The sequence below is a fragment of the Mesorhizobium sp. M0991 genome (assembly GCF_040318915.1).
Lineage (GTDB): Bacteria > Pseudomonadota > Alphaproteobacteria > Rhizobiales > Rhizobiaceae > Mesorhizobium.
In genome coordinates this window covers 245,734-264,757 of record NZ_JAMYNE010000003.1, presented here as the reverse complement: position 1 = coordinate 264,757, position 19,024 = coordinate 245,734, and the positions used below count along the sequence as shown (strand labels likewise).

Here is a 19,024-nt window from a genome sequence, read left to right as displayed (position 1 = left end):
CCAAACCTGTTAACACTTTGAAGCCAAAGGTTATCGCACAAGAATTCGTTGGCGAGAGGCCGCGTCAGAAAATGTCGCAGCAGCCGGTGCACGCCGTTTCGGGCAGGCTCATACTCCTCATCAAATCCGGATACTGGCTGGCTCTGCTGATCATAGCCGCCATGGTCATGGCCTCCTTCATCCTGCTGCAACAGGTGATGGCGACCCAACGGCACAATCAGGCGCTGCTCGATATCGTCAGCACACAAAAAGCCCTGTCGCAGCGCATCGTCTTTCTTGCCGGCGCGACAGGCAGCGCTCAGCGCGATAAACAGCGCGCTCTGGTTATCGCGCTCAAGCAAGCGACGGTGGAGTTCGAGAAGAATTACGATCTGCTGCTCGAGCGGACCGCCGCCGATCCGGTGTCGCCGGCAAGGTTCGATCCGAAATCGATCGAGAGCGTGCTTTTCGCCAAGCCGTACCATCTCGACTATTTCTCGGTTGGGCTTATCGCCAACGGCGAGCGCCTGATCTCTTCATTCGAATCGCGGCTCAACACGACCGGCAGCGGCGGCTACAAGGGCGGCGAGGAGCGCGTCAACCTGGACGCTTCCGTTGCCAATGCAACATTGTCGGGCTACGCAGCACTCGGCCAGCGCATCAGCGCCTACGCGGACCAGCGCTCCGAAAGGCTCCTCGATCTTCATCGCACATTGTTCTACTCGACCATCGGCGTCATCCTGCTGGTGGCACTTTTCATTTTCCGGCCGATGTCGAATGCCATCCTGCGCCGGACGCGCGAGCTGGTCGATGCGCGCAATTCCATGGCCTTTATTGCCGTACATGACGGGCTGACCGGCCTGCACGACCGCACTTTCCTGACCGATCATTTCGATACGTTCATCAGTTGTGCGCGGCGAAGGCGTGAACGGGTTGCCGTAGTGCAGTTCGACCTCGACCGGTTCAAGCAGATCAACGACGCGCTCGGCCACGCCGCCGGCGATTATGTGCTGGTGGTGGCCGCGCAGCGTATGCGCGATTCCTGCCGGACGTCGGATCTCAACGTGCGTCTCGGAGGCGACGAATTCGTCGTCGTCCTCAACGATGCCGGCAGCACCGAGGACATCGATATCGTCGCCAGGCGCATGCTGGCCAAACTCAATGAGCCGGTCATATTCCGAGGTACGACGATCCATCCGGGCGTAAGTGCCGGGATTGCGGTCTACCCGATCGATGCCGACAATGCGGAGGACCTGCTCGTCCATGCCGACCTGGCGCTGTATTCAGCCAAGAAGCAGGGCGGCGGCAGTTTGTCGTTCTTCTCCGATGAGCTGAGGCGCGAACTCGACAGTCGAAAGCAGCTCGAGCTCGACATCAGGGTCGCCATCTCTGAGAAGGCGTTCGAAGTCTATTTCCAGCCGCAGGTGTCGCTGTCGGACGGCGCCATCAGTGGTATCGAGGCTTTGGTTCGCTGGAGGCATGCCGAACGCGGCATGATCGCGCCGGGCGAGTTCATTCCAATCGCAGAAAAATGCGGCTTGATGTCCGAGATTGGCCGCATCGTCATTGCCAAAGCGATCGACGAAGCAGCCGAATGGAACCGCGCAGGCATCACCTTCGGACGGATCGCCGTCAACGTGTCCGGTTCGGAGCTGCGCGAGACAGATTTCGAAGTCTTCCTGTTCGATACGCTCGAGAGGGCCGGCCTGCCAGCGCACAAACTATCGCTGGAGATCGTCGAATCCGTCATTCTCGACGACGAGAAGACCGGTATCGCGGCAAAGCTGCGGCACATCCGCGCCGCCGGCATCCATCTTGAGCTTGATGATTTCGGCACCGGCTACGCATCGCTCAGCCATGTCAATCCAAACGAGATCGACCGGCTGAAGATCGACCGCCGTTTCGTCCAGAACATCAACGAGAACGGCGGCAACACCAAGATCGTGCGTGCCCTCACAGAACTCGCTCGTGGTCTCGGCATCTCGATCGTTGCCGAGGGCGCTGAAACCGAAGCCGAGCTCGACTCGCTGATGGCGATCGGCTGCGACCAGGTGCAAGGCTATTCCATCGCTTTCCCGATGCCCCCCGACAGGGTGCGCGAATGGTTGGTGGCACGGGCGCCCAAGAAGGCCAGGCTGACGGTGCTGCAGGGCAGCCGGGCGTAGATCCGTCATGGTCCGGCCTTGCGAACCGACCTGATAAGCCGAGGCGGAAGGTCATCCTCATCACCGGGAAATGCTGCCAGCAATTGTCCAAAGCTGGGCACACGCGGAGTCTTTCGTAGTCCTGAAACGACGAAATGACCGCCTGCTTGCGCCCAGGCCGGGTGATGACGGCCGGTTCTCCCGCGACGACCTCATCAAGCACCGCCGAGAGTGTAGCCCGGGCATCCTTCAGCGAAATTCGCGCAGGCCTTTGCTAGCCTTAATTTCTAACCCTCGACATTGGCCCGCAACGCGGCCAGCACCTCTGCAAACTCCGCCAGCCTGTCGTCGGACAGTCCTTTCCGCAGCCGCTTGTCGAAGGCTAACGCGGCGGTGCGCAATTTCAGGAACAATGCCTCTCCGGCTTGGGTCAGCTCCACCTGGTGAACCCGGCGGTTCTCGGGATCGCGGCGCCGCATCAGCAGGCCTTGCGTCTCCATGGCGTTGAGATGGTGGGTCAGCGTTGCGCCCCGAATGCCGATCATGCCGGCTAGCTCGCGTTGGTTGGCCAGCTCCCGCGACTTGACCGACAGCAAAGTGACCCAGACCGGCAGCGTGCCGCCGGCTTCGACCAAGGCAGCGTCGAACGCCTGCGCAACCAGCTTGGCGGTGCGGGCGAGATTCATCCCGATCGGCGGGCGGTCAAAGGGCGTCATGGTCCAACACTAGAACAAGGGCAAAGCCTATGGAACCGGCTCGAGCTTATGCGTTGACATCTAATCATTTGATATCTATCCATATGGTTAGCGGTGGGCAAGAGAGGAAATGCGGTCATGCAATATGTCTACATCATCGTCCTCGGCCTTCACGTCATGGCGGGCGTGTTCTGGGCCGGCACCACCATCGCGGTCGCCCGCGAACCGGAGATCAGGGCGGAACGTTTCTTCCGGCCGCAAATGGGCGCGGCCGGCGTGGTTTTCCTCACGGGTTTGCTGCTTTGGTATTTCTTCCACAACGGCTCTTTCGGCTCCATGGAGAAAGTCCTGGCGCTGGGCATTTTGACTGCGTTGATCGCCGCCGCGGTTCAGGGCGCACTGGTGGGTTCCGCCAGCAGGCAGCTGGCCGGCGCTGATGCGGCGAAGCAAACCCAGTTGCGCGCGAAGATGACAAAAGGCGAACGCATCGCCGGCGGGCTGCTGGTCATCACCGTGTTCTGCATGGCCACCGCCAGGATGTTTTGAGCGTCCTGCCGCAATCGCAAGATCGTACGGTGCCCGGCGATGGCCGGCGGCGTGCGCGGCGCGCAGACCGGACCGAAGTACCGTGGTGGCTCTCCGTACGGAGGTTCGGCTGCGCGCCACCAATCAATCCAAATTATTCCTCAGATTCGCAAGCCGAACCTGATGCCGTCATAGATGGCGGCGTGGATGTTGCGCGAGGCGACTGCATCGCCGATGCGGAAGAGCACGAAGCCACTCTGCGGATTGCGCAGCGGAAAGATGTCGCCGCCATTGATCAGTTTTTCGTAATCGATCGCGCCGGCGTTCTTCGACAGCGGCTTCAGCGCCAGATAGAGATCGTCGAGCGGCAGCGTGCCGTGCTCAACCACCACCTGGTTGACCCGCCGCTCTCCGCGCCAGCCATCGGCGAAGTCGGAGGCGAGCTCGGCGATCAGCTGGTTGCCCTCGCGTCGCACCGAACGCAGCCGTGTGTTGATGGTCACCGTGACACCCTTTTCCTGGAAGGCGCGCATGTAGGGCACATGGTTCATGCCGCCCATTTCCGGGGCGAAGAAGCGCTCTGGTGAAACCAGCTCCAGCTTGGCGCCACTATTGGCGATCAGTTCGGCAGCACCCATGCCCTGATGGCCGCCATTGTCGTCATAGAGCAGTACATTCTCGGCCGGCTTGACGCTGCCGGCCATGATGTCCCAGCTCGAGGTGACGAGATTGTCGCCCGCCGTCAGAGGCGGGTTCTGCGGCAGGCCGCCGGTGGCGATCACCACGACGTCGGGCGACAGCGCCAGCACGTCGTCCTTCTCCGCCCAGGTATCGTAGCGGATCTCGACACCGAGCCGGTCGAGTTCGGCTAGACGCCAGTCGATGATGCCGATCAATTCCTTGCGGCGCGGGTTCTGCGTTGCCAGCCGCACCTGGCCGCCGGCCTGGCTCGATGCTTCCAGCACCGTCACCTGGTGCCCGCGTTCGGCGGCGACGCGCGCTGCCTCCAGCCCGCCGGCGCCGGCGCCGACGACGACCACCTTCCGCTTCGGTCCCTCGGTTTTCGGAATAATATGCGGGATATCAGCCTCGCGGCCCGTCGCCGCATTGTGGATGCACAGCGCCTCGCCGCCCTCATAGATGCGGTCGAGGCAATAGGTGGCGCCGACGCAAGGGCGGATCTCGTGCTCGCGGCCCTCCATCACCTTTCTGACGATATGCGGGTCGGCGATATGGGCACGCGTCATGCCGACCATGTCGAGCTTGCCGGCGGCGATGGCGTGGCGCGCGGTGGCGACGTCGGAAATCCGCGCCGCATGGAAGGTCGGGAATTTGGTCGCCGCCCTGATCTCGCCGGCGAAGTCGAGATGCGGCGACGACCGCATGCCGGTCACCGGAATGACTTTTGTCAGCGCGGCATCGGTCTCGATCGAGCCACGGATGATGTTGAGGAAATCGACCTTGCCGCAGTCGGCCAGCCGCCTGGCGATTTCGACGCCCTCCTGTTTCGACAGGCCTTTTTCGAAATCCTCGTCGGCGACCATGCGGATGCCGACGACGAACTTTTGGCCGACCGCGGCACGCACCGCATCGAGCACCATGCCGGTGAAGCGCAGCCGGTTGTCGAGCGAGCCGCCGAAATCGTCGTCGCGCTGGTTGGTGGCCGGCGACCAGAAGCCGTCCATCAGGTGGCCGTAGGCCTCGAATTCGATGCCGTCGAGACCGGCTGCCTGGCAGCGCTGGGCGGCCGCCGCATAGTCGGCGACGATGCGCTCGATATCCCAGTCCTCGATAATCTTGGGAAAGGCGCGATGCGCCGGTTCGCGCACCGGCGAAGCCGACAGGACCGGCAGCCAGTCGGCCTTGTTCCAACCGGTGCGGCGGCCGAGATGGGTGATCTGTATCATCACCTTGCAATCGTGCTCGTGGCAGGCATCGGTAAGCTCGGCGAGCCATGGCACGATGCGGTCGTCGTAGACATGCAGATTGCCAAAAGCGGCCGGGCTGTCGCGCGAGACGATCGCCGAACCGGCGGTCATGGTCAGCGCCATGCCGCCCTTGGCCTTTTCGGCATGGTAGAGCCGGTACCGCTCCTTTGGCATGCCGTCCTCGGAATAGGCCGGCTCATGGCTGGTCGACATCACCCGGTTCTTCAGCGTCAGATGCTTGAGCTGATAGGGCTGGAGGAGCGGGTCGTTGCTAGTCATCGTCTTCCTGCTGTTTCAAATTGTGCTAATGAGCGGCAAATTTTTGTTTTTACGCATGTCGCGCTCCCAAAATCGCTGCGCAGTTTTGGGCGACATGCAGCAAGGAACCTGCTCATGACCGATACGAAAAACCTCACCCAGCTCGGCACCAACGTCGAGGCGCCACAGAGCCCTGAAGCGGCAGTCCTGGAAACCGTGCCGTTTTCGCGCGGCGACGGCCCGCCGGCCATCGTTCGCTTCACCTGCCCGGAATTCACTTCGCTCTGCCCGGTCACCGGCCAGCCGGACTTCGCCCATATCGTCATCGACTACGCACCCGATGCGCTGCTGGTGGAATCGAAGTCGCTCAAGCTGTTCATGACCTCGTTTCGCAACCATGGCGCCTTCCACGAAGAATGCACCGTCATGATCGGCCGCCGCATCATCGCCGCGACCAAGCCATTGTGGTTGCGCATCGGCGGCTACTGGTATCCGCGCGGCGGCATTCCGATCGACGTGTTCTGGCAAACCGGCGCGCCGCCGGAAGGTGTGTGGCTGCCCGACACCGGCGTCGCCCCCTATCGCGGGCGCGGGTGAGCCTGAGCTTCTGAGGAAAACACGTTGCATCAGTTGAGCGGGAGCCGCCGGTAGCGGTCGGGATTGTTCGGGTCGCTGAAATGGCCCATCGGCCCGTGTTCGGCGAAGTGGCCCGCCCAGCGCTTTATCGCAGCCGGATCGAGTTCGACGCCCAGCCCGTCACCCTCCGGCACGCGCACCGTATTGCCCGTCTGGCGGAAAGGACCGTCCTTGATGATATCGCCGATCTGCCAGCGAAACAGCGACTGCGATGCTTCGGTGATCCACGGTGTCGCCGCCACGACGTGCAGATAAGCCGATGTCATGATGCCGAGATCGTTCGAATAGCACCAGAACCCCTTGCCCATCGCCTCACAGGCGGCGATGAATTTCAGAGTTTTCGACAATCCGCCGAGTGCTGCGAAATTGCAGACGAAGTAATCCGGCGCACCGAGCGCGACTGCCCGTCTGAGATCCGGGATGTGCGTGGAGAACGGAATGCGCGAATGCTGGCGCAGCGCTGCCATCTCCTCGAAGGTCGCGACCGGATCCTCGTAATTGCGGATGTTGAACGGCTCGATCTCGCGCAGTACCCAGCGCGCTGTGGTCAGCGACCACTGCATGTTGGAATCGAGTTTGATCTGCGCCTTATCGCCAAGCGCCTCGCGCAGCATGCGCACTGTCCTGATCTCGAGCTCGGGATCGCCCATGATCAGCTTGCCCTCGAAGATCGTCGAGCCGTGCTGATCTCGCATGCCGAGACAGTAGTCGACGATCGCTTCGGCGGTCATCTCGCCGCCGGCTCCGCCTTGAGCGGGGCGAAAGGCGAAATATTCCGAAAACGGAATGTCCTTGCGCACCGCGCCGCCGAGCAGCTTATAGAGCGGCATACCGAAGACCTTGCCTCTTATATCCCACAGCGCCAGTTCGACGGCGCCGAACGCCACCGTGGCTGCGTTCTCGCCGGTGTTGGCGGTGATCTGCCAGGGCGGCACACAGCGCGCCTCGCAGTCGGCGATGTCGAGCGGATCGGCGCCAATCAGCGCCGGCGCGATCTCGGCCTTGATCACCTCGCCGAAATGCCACCATGGCGCCTCACCCAGTCCGACCACGCCTTCGTCCGTCTCGACCTCGATGATCGATTTCGAGGCGCCGCCGTAGAGACCAGCCGTCCACCAGAACGGAGCATCGAGCGGGACGTTGACGTGGGTGACGCGGATGTTGCTGATCTTCATCGGTTCCGTTCTCACTCACACTGGTATTGGCTTAGCGCCCATTCGCCGGTCACCGAGAGCAGGTCCGATATCTTCCAGTCGCCGTCGACCTTTTTGAACTTCCATTCCAGCCGGTGCGGATTGCCGGAGACGACGAAAGCGACGACGACCTTGGCCTCGTCGCCCCTGACCGCTTCGATGGTCTTCAGGCTCTTGTCGATCTCCGCCTTGTCGTATTCGGCATTGTCGAGCGCCATGTTGGGATCGAGGCACTCGCCCTGCCCCGACTTCCGCAGCGCGTCGCTCTTGTCGAGCACGGACTTTGCCGGATCGGTGAAATGGCCCCGCTGAGCCGGATCGACCTCGAGCCCGGCGTGCTCGTAGAACGGCTTCACCACCGCCGTCGGCGAGCCAGGCTGCTCGGGTGCGGCCGGCGCGTTTTCTGCCGGCGGCAAAATTGCCGGCGGAGGTGCCGCACTGTCGGCCGGCGCGCCCAACAAGCCCTGAGCGGCGGCGCTGCTCAATCCGGCCAGCAGCCACGCAGTCGCCAGAACCCAGGGACGGCGGCGGAGCACGGCATCACTCCGGCGGCTGCCCGGCCAGGCATTCGAGCGCACTCAGCGTCCAGCCGCTGGTCTTCGAGGTAATGTCGGCGATCTTCCACTGGCCGTCGACCTTTTTCAACGACCAGACCATTTCGCGTTTGGAATCATCGCCTTCCGGGAAAAGGTTGAACGTCGCCGTCACCTCGGCGCTGTCGCCATTGAGCGTTTCAGCCAGGGTCAGCGTCCTGGCCACGGTCTTCTCGTCATAGTCCTGCGCATCGAGACCAGGGGCGAAGTCGATGCAGGGAACTTCATCCGGATGGTTCTTTGCCGCGTTGTCGTTCAGTTCGAACAGTTTCGTCACCGGCGCGGTGAAGCGGTCGCGATATTGCACATCGGCCTCGAATTTGACCGACGGGACATAGAAGAACTTCACGGCGTTGGCAGCAGGGCCGGCAAACGCGGCCGCCGGCAAGGCCATCGAAAGCGCGGCAACAAAAAGTGCCAGTTTCATGCGTGTCCCCGATTGTTCACTGACGGAAGCTATCAGTACCACGCATCTTGCCTGTCGGCTTTCTTGCGGTCCATGAAATCCTGCAACGCGTCCTCTGCTGGCAACTCAGGCGTTCAGCCAGACGTTCTGGAGATCCATCTCGAAGGTTTGGTGGACACCGTAGTTCTTCACCTTCTCGTTCATGTGGCTGAACAGCTTCTGCCAAAACGGCTGAATGATGACGCCCGAATCCTGGAGGATCTGCTCGATTTCCTTCATGACCTCGCGGCGCTTCTCGACGTCGATGAGCGAGAGAGCCTGCTTGAGCTTGGCATCGAAATCAGGGTTCGAGTAGCCGGTTTCGTTCCAGGCCTCGCCGGTGCGATAGCCCAGCGCCAATACCTGAACGCCAAGCGGGCGCATGTACCAGATGGTCATCGAATAAGGATATTTCGTCCAGTCGTTCCAGAAGGTCGAACCCGGCAGCACGGTGCGCTTCACCTTGATCCCGGCATCGCGCAACTGGCCGGCAATAGCGTCGCCGGTGTTCTTTTGCCAATCGTCCTCGACGGTGATCAGTTCATGCTCGAAGTCGGCCTGCCCGGCCTCCGCCATCAGCTTCCTGGCCCCCGCGGCGTCGCGTGTCTTCTTGGGCAGCGCGTAGTATTCCGGATGAATCGGGCTGACGTGGTGGTTTTCACCAACAGTGCCTCGCCCGGCGTAGCCAAGTTCGAGCACCGCTTTGTTGTCGACGGCCATCTGGAGGGCGTTGCGAACCCGCTTGTCGTCATAGGGCTTGTTCGTGATGTTGGTCCGGGCGACAAGCGTGGTCGCTGTCGCGACCTCCGATTTTACCAGCCCCATCTTGTCGAGAATGTCTATGAAGTCGGCCGGCGTCTCGAAGTTGAGATCGATTTCGCCGGAGTCGAATGCATTTATCGAGGCGTTGAAATCGGTTCCGTAGTCGATGAATTCGACGCCGTCGAGAAGCGCTTCACCGCCCCACCACTTGCCAGTCTCACGACGCTTGACGATCGCTTTCTGGCCGACCGAATAGGACACCAGTTCGAACGGCCCGGTGCCAATCGGCTTCTCGATCGGATTGGCGCCATCGGCGTCGAAGTTGCGATGGACCACGAGCGCCGGATAGTCGGTGAAGTTCGGGATCAGCGAGATGTCCGGTTCGTTCAGCTTCAGCTTCACCGTGTTGTCGTCGACCTTGGTGATCGCCCCTTCCCTGGCCTTGCCGGTCTTTGCATCGATCAGCGCACCAACGCGCGCGGCCATGGAATTGCCGGCGGTAGCCTTCTCGCACCAGCGCGTCAGATTGTAGACCACGTCATCGGCGCCGAAAGCATCGCCGTTGTTCCAGGTTATGCCCTTGCGCACATGCAGCACGTATTCGGTGGCGTCGTCGTTGACCTCCCAGCTTTCAAGCAGAACCGGCTCGAATGTGAACTGGCGGGTGTAGCGGACAAGCGGCTCGAGCCAGCAGCGTGAAATGTTCGCAAGTTCCACCCAGTCGTAAGTGCGCGGATCCTTTTGTGCCTTCACCGACATCGAAACGTGGAGCGTGCCGCCTTTCTTCGGCTCTTCAGCCAAAGCCCGCTGCGGCACGGCAAGGCCGATCATGCCGTAGGCAAAGGCCGTCGATGCGCCGAAGGCGCTTGCCAGAGCCAGAAACTCGCGCCGATCCACACGACCTGCACGAGCCTCGCTGGCCATCGCTTCGATGGCGCTCGGTACGCGATCACCGTTGCTTCTGAAGAGTGTCATTTTTTCCTCCGTTATGGTTCCCATCGGGTCTTCGCCCGTTATCAACTAACGCTGTCCGGCAGTTTCTCCTCGCGCCGCGCAATCAAATCTTTGAGACCATCGGCGATGCCCTCATCGAGCTTCGGCTCCTCGTAATCGGCGAGCATGTTGCGTGCTTTCTCGCGGCCGCGGGTGTCGTGGTCCTTTGCGCCTTCCGCCTTCCACTGTTCGTACGAATTGAAGTCCATGATGCTGGGGATGAAGAAGGCGGACTCGAAATGTTCGAGCGTGTGCTGGGTGCCAAGGAAATGGCCCTGCGGTCCGACCTCGCGGATCGCCGCCATAGCCTCCTTGAAATCGTCGAATGGCAGCCCGCCAGCATATTTGTACCAGCCGACAAGCTGCTCGCAGTCGGTCGCAAATTTCGAATAGCCGCAGGTCAGGCCGGCCTCGAGCCAACCGGCGGAGTGCCAGATGTAGTTGGCGCCGGCAAGGATGGCCGCATGCATCAGCATGTTCGCCTCGTAGCCCGCCTGGGCGTCATTCAGCTTCGAGCCGACATGGAAACCGGACGTGCGCCACGGCAGCCGATACTTCCGCGCCAGTGCGCCCATGAGATACATCATCTGGGCAGCCTCCGGCGTGCCGCCCATGGGAGCGCCGGTCTTCATGTCGACCGTCACCATGAACTGTCCGTAGATCTGCGGCGAACCCGGACGCAAGAGCTGTGTGAACGCGACGCCCGCCAGCGCTTCGGCATTGACCTGCGCGACCGCACCGACGGCAGAGGCCGAAGTCGAGGCGCCGCAAAGGGCGAACGGCGCGAGGATCAGCGGCTGGTTGTGGCGCGCATAGACTTTCATCGCGTCCAGCATGGTGGCGTCCCAGACCAGCGGCGAATTGCAGTTGGTGATGGCCACCAGGACTGGGTTGTCGCGGACATAGTCCTCGCCGAACACGATGCCTGCCATCGCCATCGTGTCTTCGGCTCGATCCTTGGAGGTCACGATGCCCATGAACGGCTTGTCGGAGTGCTTCAGCGCCGAATGGATGATGTGGAGGTGACGCTTCGGCACCGCGATTTCCATCGGCTCGCAAATGATCGAGCTCGACGAATGCAGTGCCGGCGCCATGTAGGCGAGCTTGTGGAAATTGTTGAGGTCGGCGAGTGTGCCGTAGCGCCTGTTGTTGTCGAGGTCGCGCACGTAAGGCGCCCCGTACATCGGCACGAAGATGGAGTTGTTTCCACCCACACGTACGGAACGCTGGGGATTCCTCGCATTGAGCGTGAACTCCGACGGGACCTTCGATACGAGGTCCATCAGCAGGGCGCGGTCTATGCGGACCCTTGTCTCCGAGACATCGGCGCCCGCCGCCTTCCACATTGCGATAGCCTCGTCGTCGCGGAACTCGCATCCCACCTCTTCGAGGATGCTGAGCGATTCCTGGTGGATGAGCTCCACCGCCTCGTCCGGGACCATCTGATACACCGGAATCTTGCGAACCAGGGTCGGAAATGACGCTACGGGAGCTCCCCGCAGCGCCTTGCGTCCCAGGCGGCCACCCGCGCGACGATTGGTGTGTTCGCTCACTTCAACGGCCGGTGCGTTCATGGAGGCTCCATATTCCTGTTGGCAACCAATCTAGTCAGACAAAATGCAGCTGTGACGCTGGAAAATCCTGATCTCTTGTATAAGCTCAGCTTATGCGAAACTTACGCCACCTGCTGCCGTCGGCCGGCAGCCTGATCGTCTTCGAGGCCGCCGGGCGGCTGTCGAGCTTTACCGCCGCCGGGCGCGAGCTCGGCATGACGCAGGCTGCCGTCTCCTATGCGATCCGTGGGCTCGAACAGCAGCTCGGCGCGAAACTCTTCCAGCGCCGCCATCGGCAAGTCAGCCTTACCGAAGCCGGCGACCGCTTTCATGCTGACGTCTCGCTCGGCCTGTCGCACATCCGCAAGTCGGCGGAGGATCTGCGCCAGATCGCCGTCGGCGCTCATGTGACGCTCGCCGCCTCGACGGCCTTCGCCTCGTTCTGGATGATGCCGCGCCTGCAGCAGTTTCGCGACGAATTGCCGGGCATCGACCTGCGCATCCAGACCGCCGACCGCGATCTCGACATCATCGCCGAGGATATCCCGCTCGGTGTCCGCGGCGGCGAGCCCAGGGAATGGCCGGATTATCATTCGCTGCCGCTGGCCGATGAAGTGATATTCCCCGTCGCCGGCGTTAGTTATGTGGCCCGGTTCGGGCTGCCGGAGAGCGTCGCGGACCTTCCATCGCACCGCCTCATTCATCTCGAAGAGCCGTTTCGCGAGGCCGCCAGCTGGGACGAGTGGTTCGCCTCGGCCGGTGTCGACATCGCCGATGCCGGGCGTGGCTTGCGTATCAACGACTATGCGCTGGTGATCCAGGCAGTGATGGAAGGGCAAGGCATCGCGCTCGGCTGGGGTCACCTCGCCGAGCGGCTGCTGGCATCAGGGCTGCTGGTGCGCGTCACCGGCCACACGATGACGACCGGCAAGGGCTTTCATGTCATCTGGTCGAGGAACCGCGAGCTCAGCGACAACGCCCGCAAGGTACGGGACTGGCTGGCGGCGCAGGCGTGAGGCCGATAAATGCCCAGTCACACCGTCACGACGATCTTGCCGAATTGTTCGTTGGACTCGAGATAACGGTGCGCCTCGACGATCTGGTCGAACGGAAAGGTTCTGGCGATTGCCGGCTTCAGCGAGCCGGTGATCAGCCCGTCAAGGATGAATGTCTTGGCGGCCTGCAGCCGGGCCGGATCGCGCACGATCTCGTGGACGAGATAGCCGCGCAGCGTCAGTGTCTTGGCCAGCACTGCAGGTAGCGGAAAAGGTGTCGGGTCGAGGCTCAAGCCGCCATATTCGATGAGAATGCCACCCGGCGACGTCGCTGCCGTCAGAGGCTCGAAGATCGGCCCGCCGACGGCGTCGAACACCACGCGCACGCCGTCCGGGCCGGCGATTTCCTTCAGCCTGGCTGCCAGATCCTCCTCTGCCGAGGCGATGACATGGGCCGCGCCGAACTCAAGCAAAGCCCGCTTCTTGGCAAATGTCCGTGTGACCGCGATTGGGGTCGCGCCAACCAGGTTGACGATCTGGATCGCCGCAAGTCCGACGCTGCTCGAGGCCGCGGTGATGACGACAAAGTCCTGCCTGCCAAGTTTGGCAATGTCGATCAGCGCGCCGTAGGCCGTGAGATATTGCATCCACGCGGCGGCGGCTTCTTCCCAACTCAGCGATGCTGGGTGCTTGACGACGAGCTCGGCGGGATACGTGGCAATCTCACCATAGGCAGGCCAGCGGGCCATCGACAATGGCGGAACGATGCTGACGGCATCGCCCCGCGCAAACCCATCCACGCCTTCACCGACCATCTCGACGATACCTGCCGCCTCGAGCCCAAGACCGGAAGGCAACGGCGCGGTCTGGATGTAGGTCCCCGAACGCAGCAGCGCCTCGGCCCGGTTTATACCCAACGCCTTAACACGGATCTGGACCTCGCCCCGCCCAGGCGCAGGCATTTCAACATTCTCGATGCGCAGAACCTCGGGACCACCAAGCTCATAAAAACGAACGACACGCGCCATCGGTCATAACTCCAAAAGATTTGAACTGAATGTGCTATGCCAGCGGCGATCAGGCAGATAAATAGCTGCTTGAGTAGAGCAATAGAAACTGACAGTTTTGAATATGGATCGCCTTACCAGCATGGCCGTGTTCGTCAAAGCCGTCGACCTTGGCTCGTTCGCGGCCGCGGCGGCGGCTCTTGATCTGTCCGGGCCGATGATCGGCAAGCATGTCCGGTTTCTCGAGGAGCGCCTGGGCGTGCGCCTCATCAACCGGACCACGCGCCGCCAAAGCCTGACCGATTTCGGGCGGGCCTATTATGAGCGCTGCCGGCTGGTGCTTGCCGAAGCGGAGGCTGCGGATGCGCTTGCCGCCGACCAGCTTGCCGAACCGCGCGGAAAGCTGCGCGTGCTCATGCCGGTGCATTTCGGCCGGCGCTGCGTTGCCCCGATCCTGTTCGGGCTTGCACAGCAATATCCGGCGCTGGAACTTGACCTGTCGTTCAGCGACGCCATCGCCGACCTCGCAGAGGACGGCTGCGACCTTGCCATCCGAACGGGCGACCTGGAGGACCAGGCCGGGGTGATAGCGCGTCGTATCGCGCGCCAGCACATGGTCGTCTGCGCGTCGCCGTCCTATCTCGACAGGCACGGCGAGCCACAGGAAATAGATGACCTCGGCAGCCATCATGCGATCATCTACCGCCGGTCCGGGCGTGCCGTTCAGCCGTGGCTATTTCCGCGCAACGGCGACCCCGCGATTGAGGTCAGGCCAGTCAGCAGATTGCGGCTCGACGACCTCGATGCCATCGCCGATGCCGCGGCCGCCGGCATGGGGCTCGCCTGGCTGCCCTACTGGCTGGTTCGCCAGCGCATCCAGGCGGGCATGCTTGTCCCGCTATTGCCGGAACAATCCCGGTTTCTCTACGACGTTCATGCCCTGTGGTTGCAGACGCCTCATCTGCCGATGAAAGTCCGCCTTGCCGTCGATGCTTTGGCGGCAGCGCTGCCCAAGCTCATGAGTTGAAGTGCACGGCCGCGGTCAGCTGCGTGGATTTCCTCAATTCCGCCCTCCCGCATCGACCACGAATCCGCCTATAGTGCCCCATGCCCATCCGCCAGCTTTCCGAAACGATGATCAACCAGATCGCCGCCGGCGAAGTCATCGAGCGTCCGGCAAGCGTGGTCAAGGAACTGGTCGAGAATGCACTCGACGCCGGCGCGACGCGCGTAGAGATCGTCACCGCCGGCGGCGGGCTGAACCTGATCCGCGTCAGCGACGACGGCTCGGGCATTCCGGAAAAGGAACTGGCGCTGGCGATCGCGCGCCATTGCACCTCCAAGCTCGCCGACAACATTCACGACATTCGCTCGCTTGGCTTCCGCGGCGAGGCTTTGCCGTCGATCGGCTCGGTGGCGCGGCTGTCGATCCGCTCGCGCACCGCGTCCAGTGAAAACGCCGCCGAGATCGGCATCGACGGCGGCCGCGTCTCCGCCGTCAGGCCGGCGGCGGCCAATCGCGGCACCACGGTCGAGGTGCGCGACCTGTTCTTCGCCACGCCGGCGCGGCTCAAATTCATGAAGGGCGAGCGCGCCGAAAGCTCGGCCATAGGCGACGTGGTCAAGCGCATCGCCATTGCCTTCCCCGCCGTGCGCTTCACCCTTGCCGGCCCGGACCGCTCGACGCTGGAATTGCCGGCGACCTACGACAGCCCGGAAGGCCGGCTGCGTCGGGTGGCACAGGTGATGGGCGCCGACTTTCCCGACAATGCGATTGCCATCGACGCGGTGCGGGACGGCGTGCGTCTCGCCGGCCATGTCTCGGTCCCCTCCTTCACCCGCGCCAACGCGCTGCAGCAATACGCTTATGTCAACGGCCGCCCGGTGCGTGACAAACTGATCGCCGGCGCCATTCGCGGCGCCTTCGCCGACGTGCTGCCGCGCGACCGCCATGCCGTCACCGTGCTGTTCCTGACGCTCGATTCGGCGATCGTCGACGTCAACGTCCACCCGGCCAAGGCAGACGTGCGCTTCCGAGACCCGGGGCTGGTGCGCGGGCTGATCGTCGGCGCCATCCGCGAAGCGCTGGCCAATGCCGGCATCCGCGCCGCCACCACAGGGGCCGCCGGCATGATGGCAGCGTTCCGGCCAGGCGCCGCATCCTATGCGCATGGCGGCCCGGCCAACGGCCATCGTAGCTACGAGGCCACCTATCGGGCCTCCGGCTTTGCGGGTTTCGATCCGGCCCGTTCGCCGCAGCGGCCGCTCGATATGGGCTCTGCAAATGGCGGGCTCGGCGAGGACGAGCAGACGGCCTTCGACGCCGGACCGCTGCACAGTGCCGACGCGCGCGCCGGGCAAAACGAAGCGGCGGAGACGCTGCTCGGTACGGCGCTGGGCGCCGCGCGCGCGCAAGTGCACGAGAACTATATCGTTGCCCAGACCAGGGATTCGCTTGTCATCGTCGACCAGCACGCGGCGCATGAGCGGCTGGTCTACGAGGCCTTGAAGAACGCCCTCCACTCACGCGCGGTGCCGTCGCAGATGCTGCTGCTGCCCGAGATCGTCGATCTGCCGGAGGAAGACGCCGAACGGCTCGCCATGCACTCCGAGACGCTGGCCCGCTTCGGCCTCGGTATCGAGCGCTTCGGCCCCGGTGCCGTCGCGGTGCGCGAGACGCCGTCGATGCTCGGCGAGACCAACGTCCAGCAGCTGGTGCGGGACCTCGCCGACGAGATCGCCGACAACGACACGGTCGACACGCTGAAGGAGCGGCTGGACAAAATAGCCGCGACCATGGCCTGCCACGGCTCGGTGCGTTCCGGCCGCCTGCTCAAGGCCGAAGAGATGAACGCGCTGCTGCGCCAGATGGAGGCGACGCCCGGCTCCGGCACCTGCAACCATGGCCGCCCGACCTACATCGAGCTCAAGCTGGCGGATATTGAGAGATTGTTCCGGCGGCGGTAGGGCCTGCGGCTTACGACGTCCGCTGGCGCAGCCCCTCTCCGGCCGCTCCGCGGCCACCTCTCCCCCACTTTAGTGGGGGCGAGGAAACGCCAATCGCCAAAGGCCGCAACCTCGGAAACCTTGGGTTCCTCGCCCCACAAGGTGGGGAGAGGTGGTTTGCGAAGCAAACCGGAGAGGGGAAATCAAAAAGAGCCGTTCGATACGGCTTTTTTGATTCACGCAAGCCTTCGTACCCGCTGATTCACCTCTTCAAATTCACCACGATGACACCGCCGAGCGCCAGTGCGCCGCCGATGATGCCGAGCAGCGTCGGCACCTCGCCCAGCCAGAAGAAGCCGATCAGCGTCGCCACCGGCGACACCAGATAGAGGAAGTTCGAGGCGCGTGCGGCGGGCAGCCGGGAAAGCGCTGTTGCCCACGCGGCATAGGCGATCAGGCTGGGCACGATGCCGAGAAAGATGACCGCGCCGAGCCCGGCGGTATCGGCGACCGCCGCCTGCGCCAGACCGTTCGGCAGGAACGGCGACAGGCAGAGCGCGCCAAGCACCATGTTCGAGGCCGAGATGGTCAGCGGGTGGTGGCGACCAAACAGCGGCTTCTGGACGATGGTGTTGACGGCCGAGCACAGCGCCGAGCCGAGGACAAGCAGCGCACCATTGTTGAAATGCAGCCCTTGCCCCTCGCCCATGGCGATGATCCCGATGCCGGCGAAGGACAGGAATGTGCCGGCCCAGGCCAGGCCTGAGAAGCGTTCGCCAAGCAGCGCCATGGCCATGATGGCGGTGAAGATCGGGCTGACATTGATGATGAAGCCCGCCGCGCCGGCCGAAACGGTCAGTTCGCCGAAATTGAGCATCACCGTGTAGAGCGCGACGAACACGGCACCACCGAAGACAAAGCGCCAGAGTTCGTCGAGCCTGGGCAGCGCCGGCCACTTGACCGCGAGGAAGATCGCCGCCGGAACCGCGGCGATGGCAAAGCGCAGCGCGCCGAGTTCCAGCGGCCCGAAGGCGGCAAGGCCGGCGCGGATCGCCGGAAAGGCGGAGGCCCAGCCGATCACCGTCAGCGCCACCGCGATGGCCGCCGTGGCATCCATGCGCTGTGTCGTATTCAACGTGCCGGTGTAAGCGCTCATCTCGGTGTCCTCGCGATCCAATGCCACGAAGTAGAGAAACGCTATTGTGGGCCGGTTGACAAACGAACAAATCGAGGATCACCTGTGACTATGGATCACAGCTCAGACTCGATGCTGCCGCTTGAAACGCTGCGCGCCTTCGACGCCGCGGCACGCACCGGCAGCTTTTCGGCGGCGGCCGAGAAGCTCAACATCACCCATGGCGCCGTCAGCCGGCAGATCGCCAAGCTCGAGGGCTGGCTCGGGCTAAAAGTCTTCGATCGCGGCGCGCGCGGCGTCTCGCTGACCCTCGAGGGCAACCGCCTGCATCTGCGCACCACGGAAGCCTTCGCCCTGATCGCCAGCAATTCGGATCGCTGGGTCGAGCCGCGCGGCACGGCGGTGGTGCGGCTGACCTCGATCCCTTCGGTCAGCGGGCTGTGGTTGATGCCGCGCATGGCGGCGCTGGAGAACCACCCGTCCAAGCTGCGTATCGTGCTCGATGTCGACATCCGCCAGGGCGATCTTGCCGACGAGGGCATCGACCTGTCGATCCGCTGCGGGCGCGGTCGCATTCCGGGCCGGATCTCGGTGCAGCTTTTCGAAGAATATGTGTTCCCGGTCGCCTCACCGGAATTGGCCAGGGAAATCGGCCGCGGCGATCCGGCCCGGCTGCTCGAATTTCCGGTGATCAACGATTCCGACGCTTCGGCGTGGCGCGCCTGGTTTGCGGCGCAGGAGATGGACTATCGGCCGCGGCCGCACGACCGCCGTTTCGAGGATTACAACCTTGTGCTCGACGCCGCCGCGCACGGGCTCGGCATTGCGCTGGCACGTCCGCCGTTGACGGTGGACCAATTGAAGTCGGGCCGCATCGTCGCCGTAGACGAACGCAGCGCGCTCAGCCCGATATCCTACTGGCTCGACCGGCCGCTGGGGCGCCCGCGCGCCGCCGCCGCCGAACTCGCCCGGCGCATCGCAGTCCAGGCCGGGCTGGCAGCGGAGAAGATCGAAGAGTTTATCATCGCCGAAGAATGAGATGCCTGAAGCGCGTCGCGTTCGACCGGCCTCATGCGACGCGCTTCAGGTTCTTGTGTTTATGCATGTCGTTATCGCAAAAACCGCTGCACACTTTTGCGCGACATGCATTGGCATCCGCTTTGCCGGCTTGTTCGAGCAAGTGTCACCAGAAACAGAACCAGGCAAGGCCAACCAAGCTTGACCTCGCCGCAATTTG

General features: G+C 63.2%; 16 protein-coding genes and 1 pseudogene. 7 read left to right on the top strand and 10 right to left on the bottom strand.

The annotated features are described in order from the left end of the window. The first annotated feature begins 71 nt into the window (after positions 1-71). Positions 72-2,144, top strand: coding sequence for a putative bifunctional diguanylate cyclase/phosphodiesterase (locus NKH70_RS07065; protein ID WP_352911081.1), 2,073 nt, complete (start codon positions 72-74; stop codon positions 2,142-2,144). A 5-nt stretch (positions 2,145-2,149) separates the two neighbouring features. Here NKH70_RS07065 and NKH70_RS07060 read toward each other — a convergent pair. Together NKH70_RS07060 and NKH70_RS07055 are read right to left on the bottom strand one after the other, a co-directional pair. Continuing rightward, positions 2,150-2,382, bottom strand: a pseudogene (locus tag NKH70_RS07060) (type II toxin-antitoxin system Phd/YefM family antitoxin). Between the two features lie 28 nt (positions 2,383-2,410). Further along, complete coding sequence (locus NKH70_RS07055; protein ID WP_352714969.1) at positions 2,411-2,839, bottom strand: MarR family winged helix-turn-helix transcriptional regulator; 429 nt, start codon at positions 2,837-2,839, stop codon at positions 2,411-2,413. A gap of 117 nt (positions 2,840-2,956) precedes the next feature. Between NKH70_RS07055 and NKH70_RS07050 the strand changes: the two genes are divergently transcribed. Beyond that, the gene (locus tag NKH70_RS07050) at positions 2,957-3,364 is read left to right on the top strand and encodes a hypothetical protein (protein ID WP_352650330.1); all 408 of its coding nucleotides are present in this window, start codon (positions 2,957-2,959) and stop codon (positions 3,362-3,364) included. A gap of 140 nt (positions 3,365-3,504) precedes the next feature. Here the strand turns inward: NKH70_RS07050 and NKH70_RS07045 are convergent, their stop codons facing one another. Continuing rightward, positions 3,505-5,550 (bottom strand): oxidoreductase, encoded by a 2,046-nt coding sequence (locus NKH70_RS07045; protein WP_352911083.1) that lies wholly within the window; start codon positions 5,548-5,550, stop codon positions 3,505-3,507. A 114-nt stretch (positions 5,551-5,664) separates the two neighbouring features. Here NKH70_RS07045 and queF point away from each other — a divergent pair, with 114 nt between their 5' ends. Next, positions 5,665-6,126 carry a preQ(1) synthase gene (queF, locus tag NKH70_RS07040; protein WP_023674394.1) on the top strand — a complete coding sequence of 154 codons (462 nt, stop codon included), beginning with the start codon at positions 5,665-5,667 and terminating at the stop codon, positions 6,124-6,126. A 29-nt stretch (positions 6,127-6,155) separates the two neighbouring features. Here queF and NKH70_RS07035 read toward each other — a convergent pair whose 3' ends face one another. The 5 genes from NKH70_RS07035 to NKH70_RS07015 form a co-directional block, all read right to left on the bottom strand. After that, a complete protein-coding gene (locus NKH70_RS07035) occupies positions 6,156-7,340 on the bottom strand; it encodes a mandelate racemase/muconate lactonizing enzyme family protein (RefSeq protein ID WP_352977378.1) in 1,185 nt (394 codons plus the stop codon). Between the two features lie 11 nt (positions 7,341-7,351). Further along, a complete protein-coding gene (locus NKH70_RS07030) occupies positions 7,352-7,894 on the bottom strand; it encodes a hypothetical protein (RefSeq protein WP_352911086.1) in 543 nt (180 codons plus the stop codon). A gap of 4 nt (positions 7,895-7,898) precedes the next feature. Further along, the gene (locus tag NKH70_RS07025) at positions 7,899-8,378 is read right to left on the bottom strand and encodes a DUF3828 domain-containing protein (protein WP_352977377.1); all 480 of its coding nucleotides are present in this window, start codon (positions 8,376-8,378) and stop codon (positions 7,899-7,901) included. Between the two features lie 105 nt (positions 8,379-8,483). Next, positions 8,484-10,133, bottom strand: a complete 1,650-nt coding sequence (locus NKH70_RS07020; protein WP_352911089.1) for an ABC transporter substrate-binding protein — start codon at positions 10,131-10,133, stop codon at positions 8,484-8,486. A gap of 41 nt (positions 10,134-10,174) precedes the next feature. Continuing rightward, positions 10,175-11,725, bottom strand: a complete 1,551-nt coding sequence (locus NKH70_RS07015) for a trimethylamine methyltransferase family protein (protein WP_352911092.1) — start codon at positions 11,723-11,725, stop codon at positions 10,175-10,177. Positions 11,726-11,817: 92 nt separating this feature from the next. Here NKH70_RS07015 and NKH70_RS07010 point away from each other — a divergent pair, with 92 nt between their 5' ends. After that, on the top strand, positions 11,818-12,720 hold the full coding sequence (locus NKH70_RS07010) for a LysR substrate-binding domain-containing protein (protein WP_352911095.1): 903 nt from the start codon (positions 11,818-11,820) through the stop codon (positions 12,718-12,720). Positions 12,721-12,737: 17 nt separating this feature from the next. Here NKH70_RS07010 and NKH70_RS07005 read toward each other — a convergent pair whose 3' ends face one another. After that, the gene (locus NKH70_RS07005; RefSeq protein ID WP_352911097.1) at positions 12,738-13,727 is read right to left on the bottom strand and encodes a zinc-dependent alcohol dehydrogenase family protein; all 990 of its coding nucleotides are present in this window, start codon (positions 13,725-13,727) and stop codon (positions 12,738-12,740) included. A 103-nt stretch (positions 13,728-13,830) separates the two neighbouring features. On the opposite strand from NKH70_RS07005, the gene NKH70_RS07000 reads away from it, so the two are divergent. Then, entirely contained in the window at positions 13,831-14,733 is a 903-nt protein-coding gene (locus NKH70_RS07000; protein ID WP_352911100.1) for a LysR family transcriptional regulator, read from the top strand. A gap of 80 nt (positions 14,734-14,813) precedes the next feature. Continuing rightward, positions 14,814-16,673, top strand: a complete 1,860-nt coding sequence (gene mutL, locus NKH70_RS06995; RefSeq protein ID WP_352911102.1) for a DNA mismatch repair endonuclease MutL — start codon at positions 14,814-14,816, stop codon at positions 16,671-16,673. 241 nt (positions 16,674-16,914) lie between these two features. Here mutL and NKH70_RS06990 read toward each other — a convergent pair whose 3' ends face one another. After that, a complete protein-coding gene (locus tag NKH70_RS06990) occupies positions 16,915-17,808 on the bottom strand; it encodes a DMT family transporter (protein WP_352911105.1) in 894 nt (297 codons plus the stop codon). 90 nt (positions 17,809-17,898) lie between these two features. Between NKH70_RS06990 and NKH70_RS06985 the strand changes: the two genes are divergently transcribed. Beyond that, complete coding sequence (locus NKH70_RS06985; protein WP_352911107.1) at positions 17,899-18,825, top strand: LysR family transcriptional regulator; 927 nt, start codon at positions 17,899-17,901, stop codon at positions 18,823-18,825. Positions 18,826-19,024: the final 199 nt, after the last annotated feature.

Coding starts and splice junctions, on each gene's coding strand:
- NKH70_RS07065 (WP_352911081.1), top strand. CDS start 72: ATGTCGCAGCAGCCGGTGCACGCCGTTTCGGGCAGGCTCATACTCCTC.
- NKH70_RS07055 (WP_352714969.1), bottom strand. CDS start 2,839: ATGACGCCCTTTGACCGCCCGCCGATCGGGATGAATCTCGCCCGCACC.
- NKH70_RS07050 (WP_352650330.1), top strand. CDS start 2,957: ATGCAATATGTCTACATCATCGTCCTCGGCCTTCACGTCATGGCGGGC.
- NKH70_RS07045 (WP_352911083.1), bottom strand. CDS start 5,550: ATGACTAGCAACGACCCGCTCCTCCAGCCCTATCAGCTCAAGCATCTG.
- queF (WP_023674394.1), top strand. CDS start 5,665: ATGACCGATACGAAAAACCTCACCCAGCTCGGCACCAACGTCGAGGCG.
- NKH70_RS07035 (WP_352977378.1), bottom strand. CDS start 7,340: ATGAAGATCAGCAACATCCGCGTCACCCACGTCAACGTCCCGCTCGAT.
- NKH70_RS07025 (WP_352977377.1), bottom strand. CDS start 8,378: ATGAAACTGGCACTTTTTGTTGCCGCGCTTTCGATGGCCTTGCCGGCG.
- NKH70_RS07020 (WP_352911089.1), bottom strand. CDS start 10,133: ATGACACTCTTCAGAAGCAACGGTGATCGCGTACCGAGCGCCATCGAA.
- NKH70_RS07015 (WP_352911092.1), bottom strand. CDS start 11,725: ATGAACGCACCGGCCGTTGAAGTGAGCGAACACACCAATCGTCGCGCG.
- NKH70_RS07010 (WP_352911095.1), top strand. CDS start 11,818: ATGCGAAACTTACGCCACCTGCTGCCGTCGGCCGGCAGCCTGATCGTC.
- NKH70_RS07005 (WP_352911097.1), bottom strand. CDS start 13,727: ATGGCGCGTGTCGTTCGTTTTTATGAGCTTGGTGGTCCCGAGGTTCTG.
- NKH70_RS07000 (WP_352911100.1), top strand. CDS start 13,831: ATGGATCGCCTTACCAGCATGGCCGTGTTCGTCAAAGCCGTCGACCTT.
- mutL (WP_352911102.1), top strand. CDS start 14,814: ATGCCCATCCGCCAGCTTTCCGAAACGATGATCAACCAGATCGCCGCC.
- NKH70_RS06990 (WP_352911105.1), bottom strand. CDS start 17,808: ATGAGCGCTTACACCGGCACGTTGAATACGACACAGCGCATGGATGCC.
- NKH70_RS06985 (WP_352911107.1), top strand. CDS start 17,899: ATGGATCACAGCTCAGACTCGATGCTGCCGCTTGAAACGCTGCGCGCC.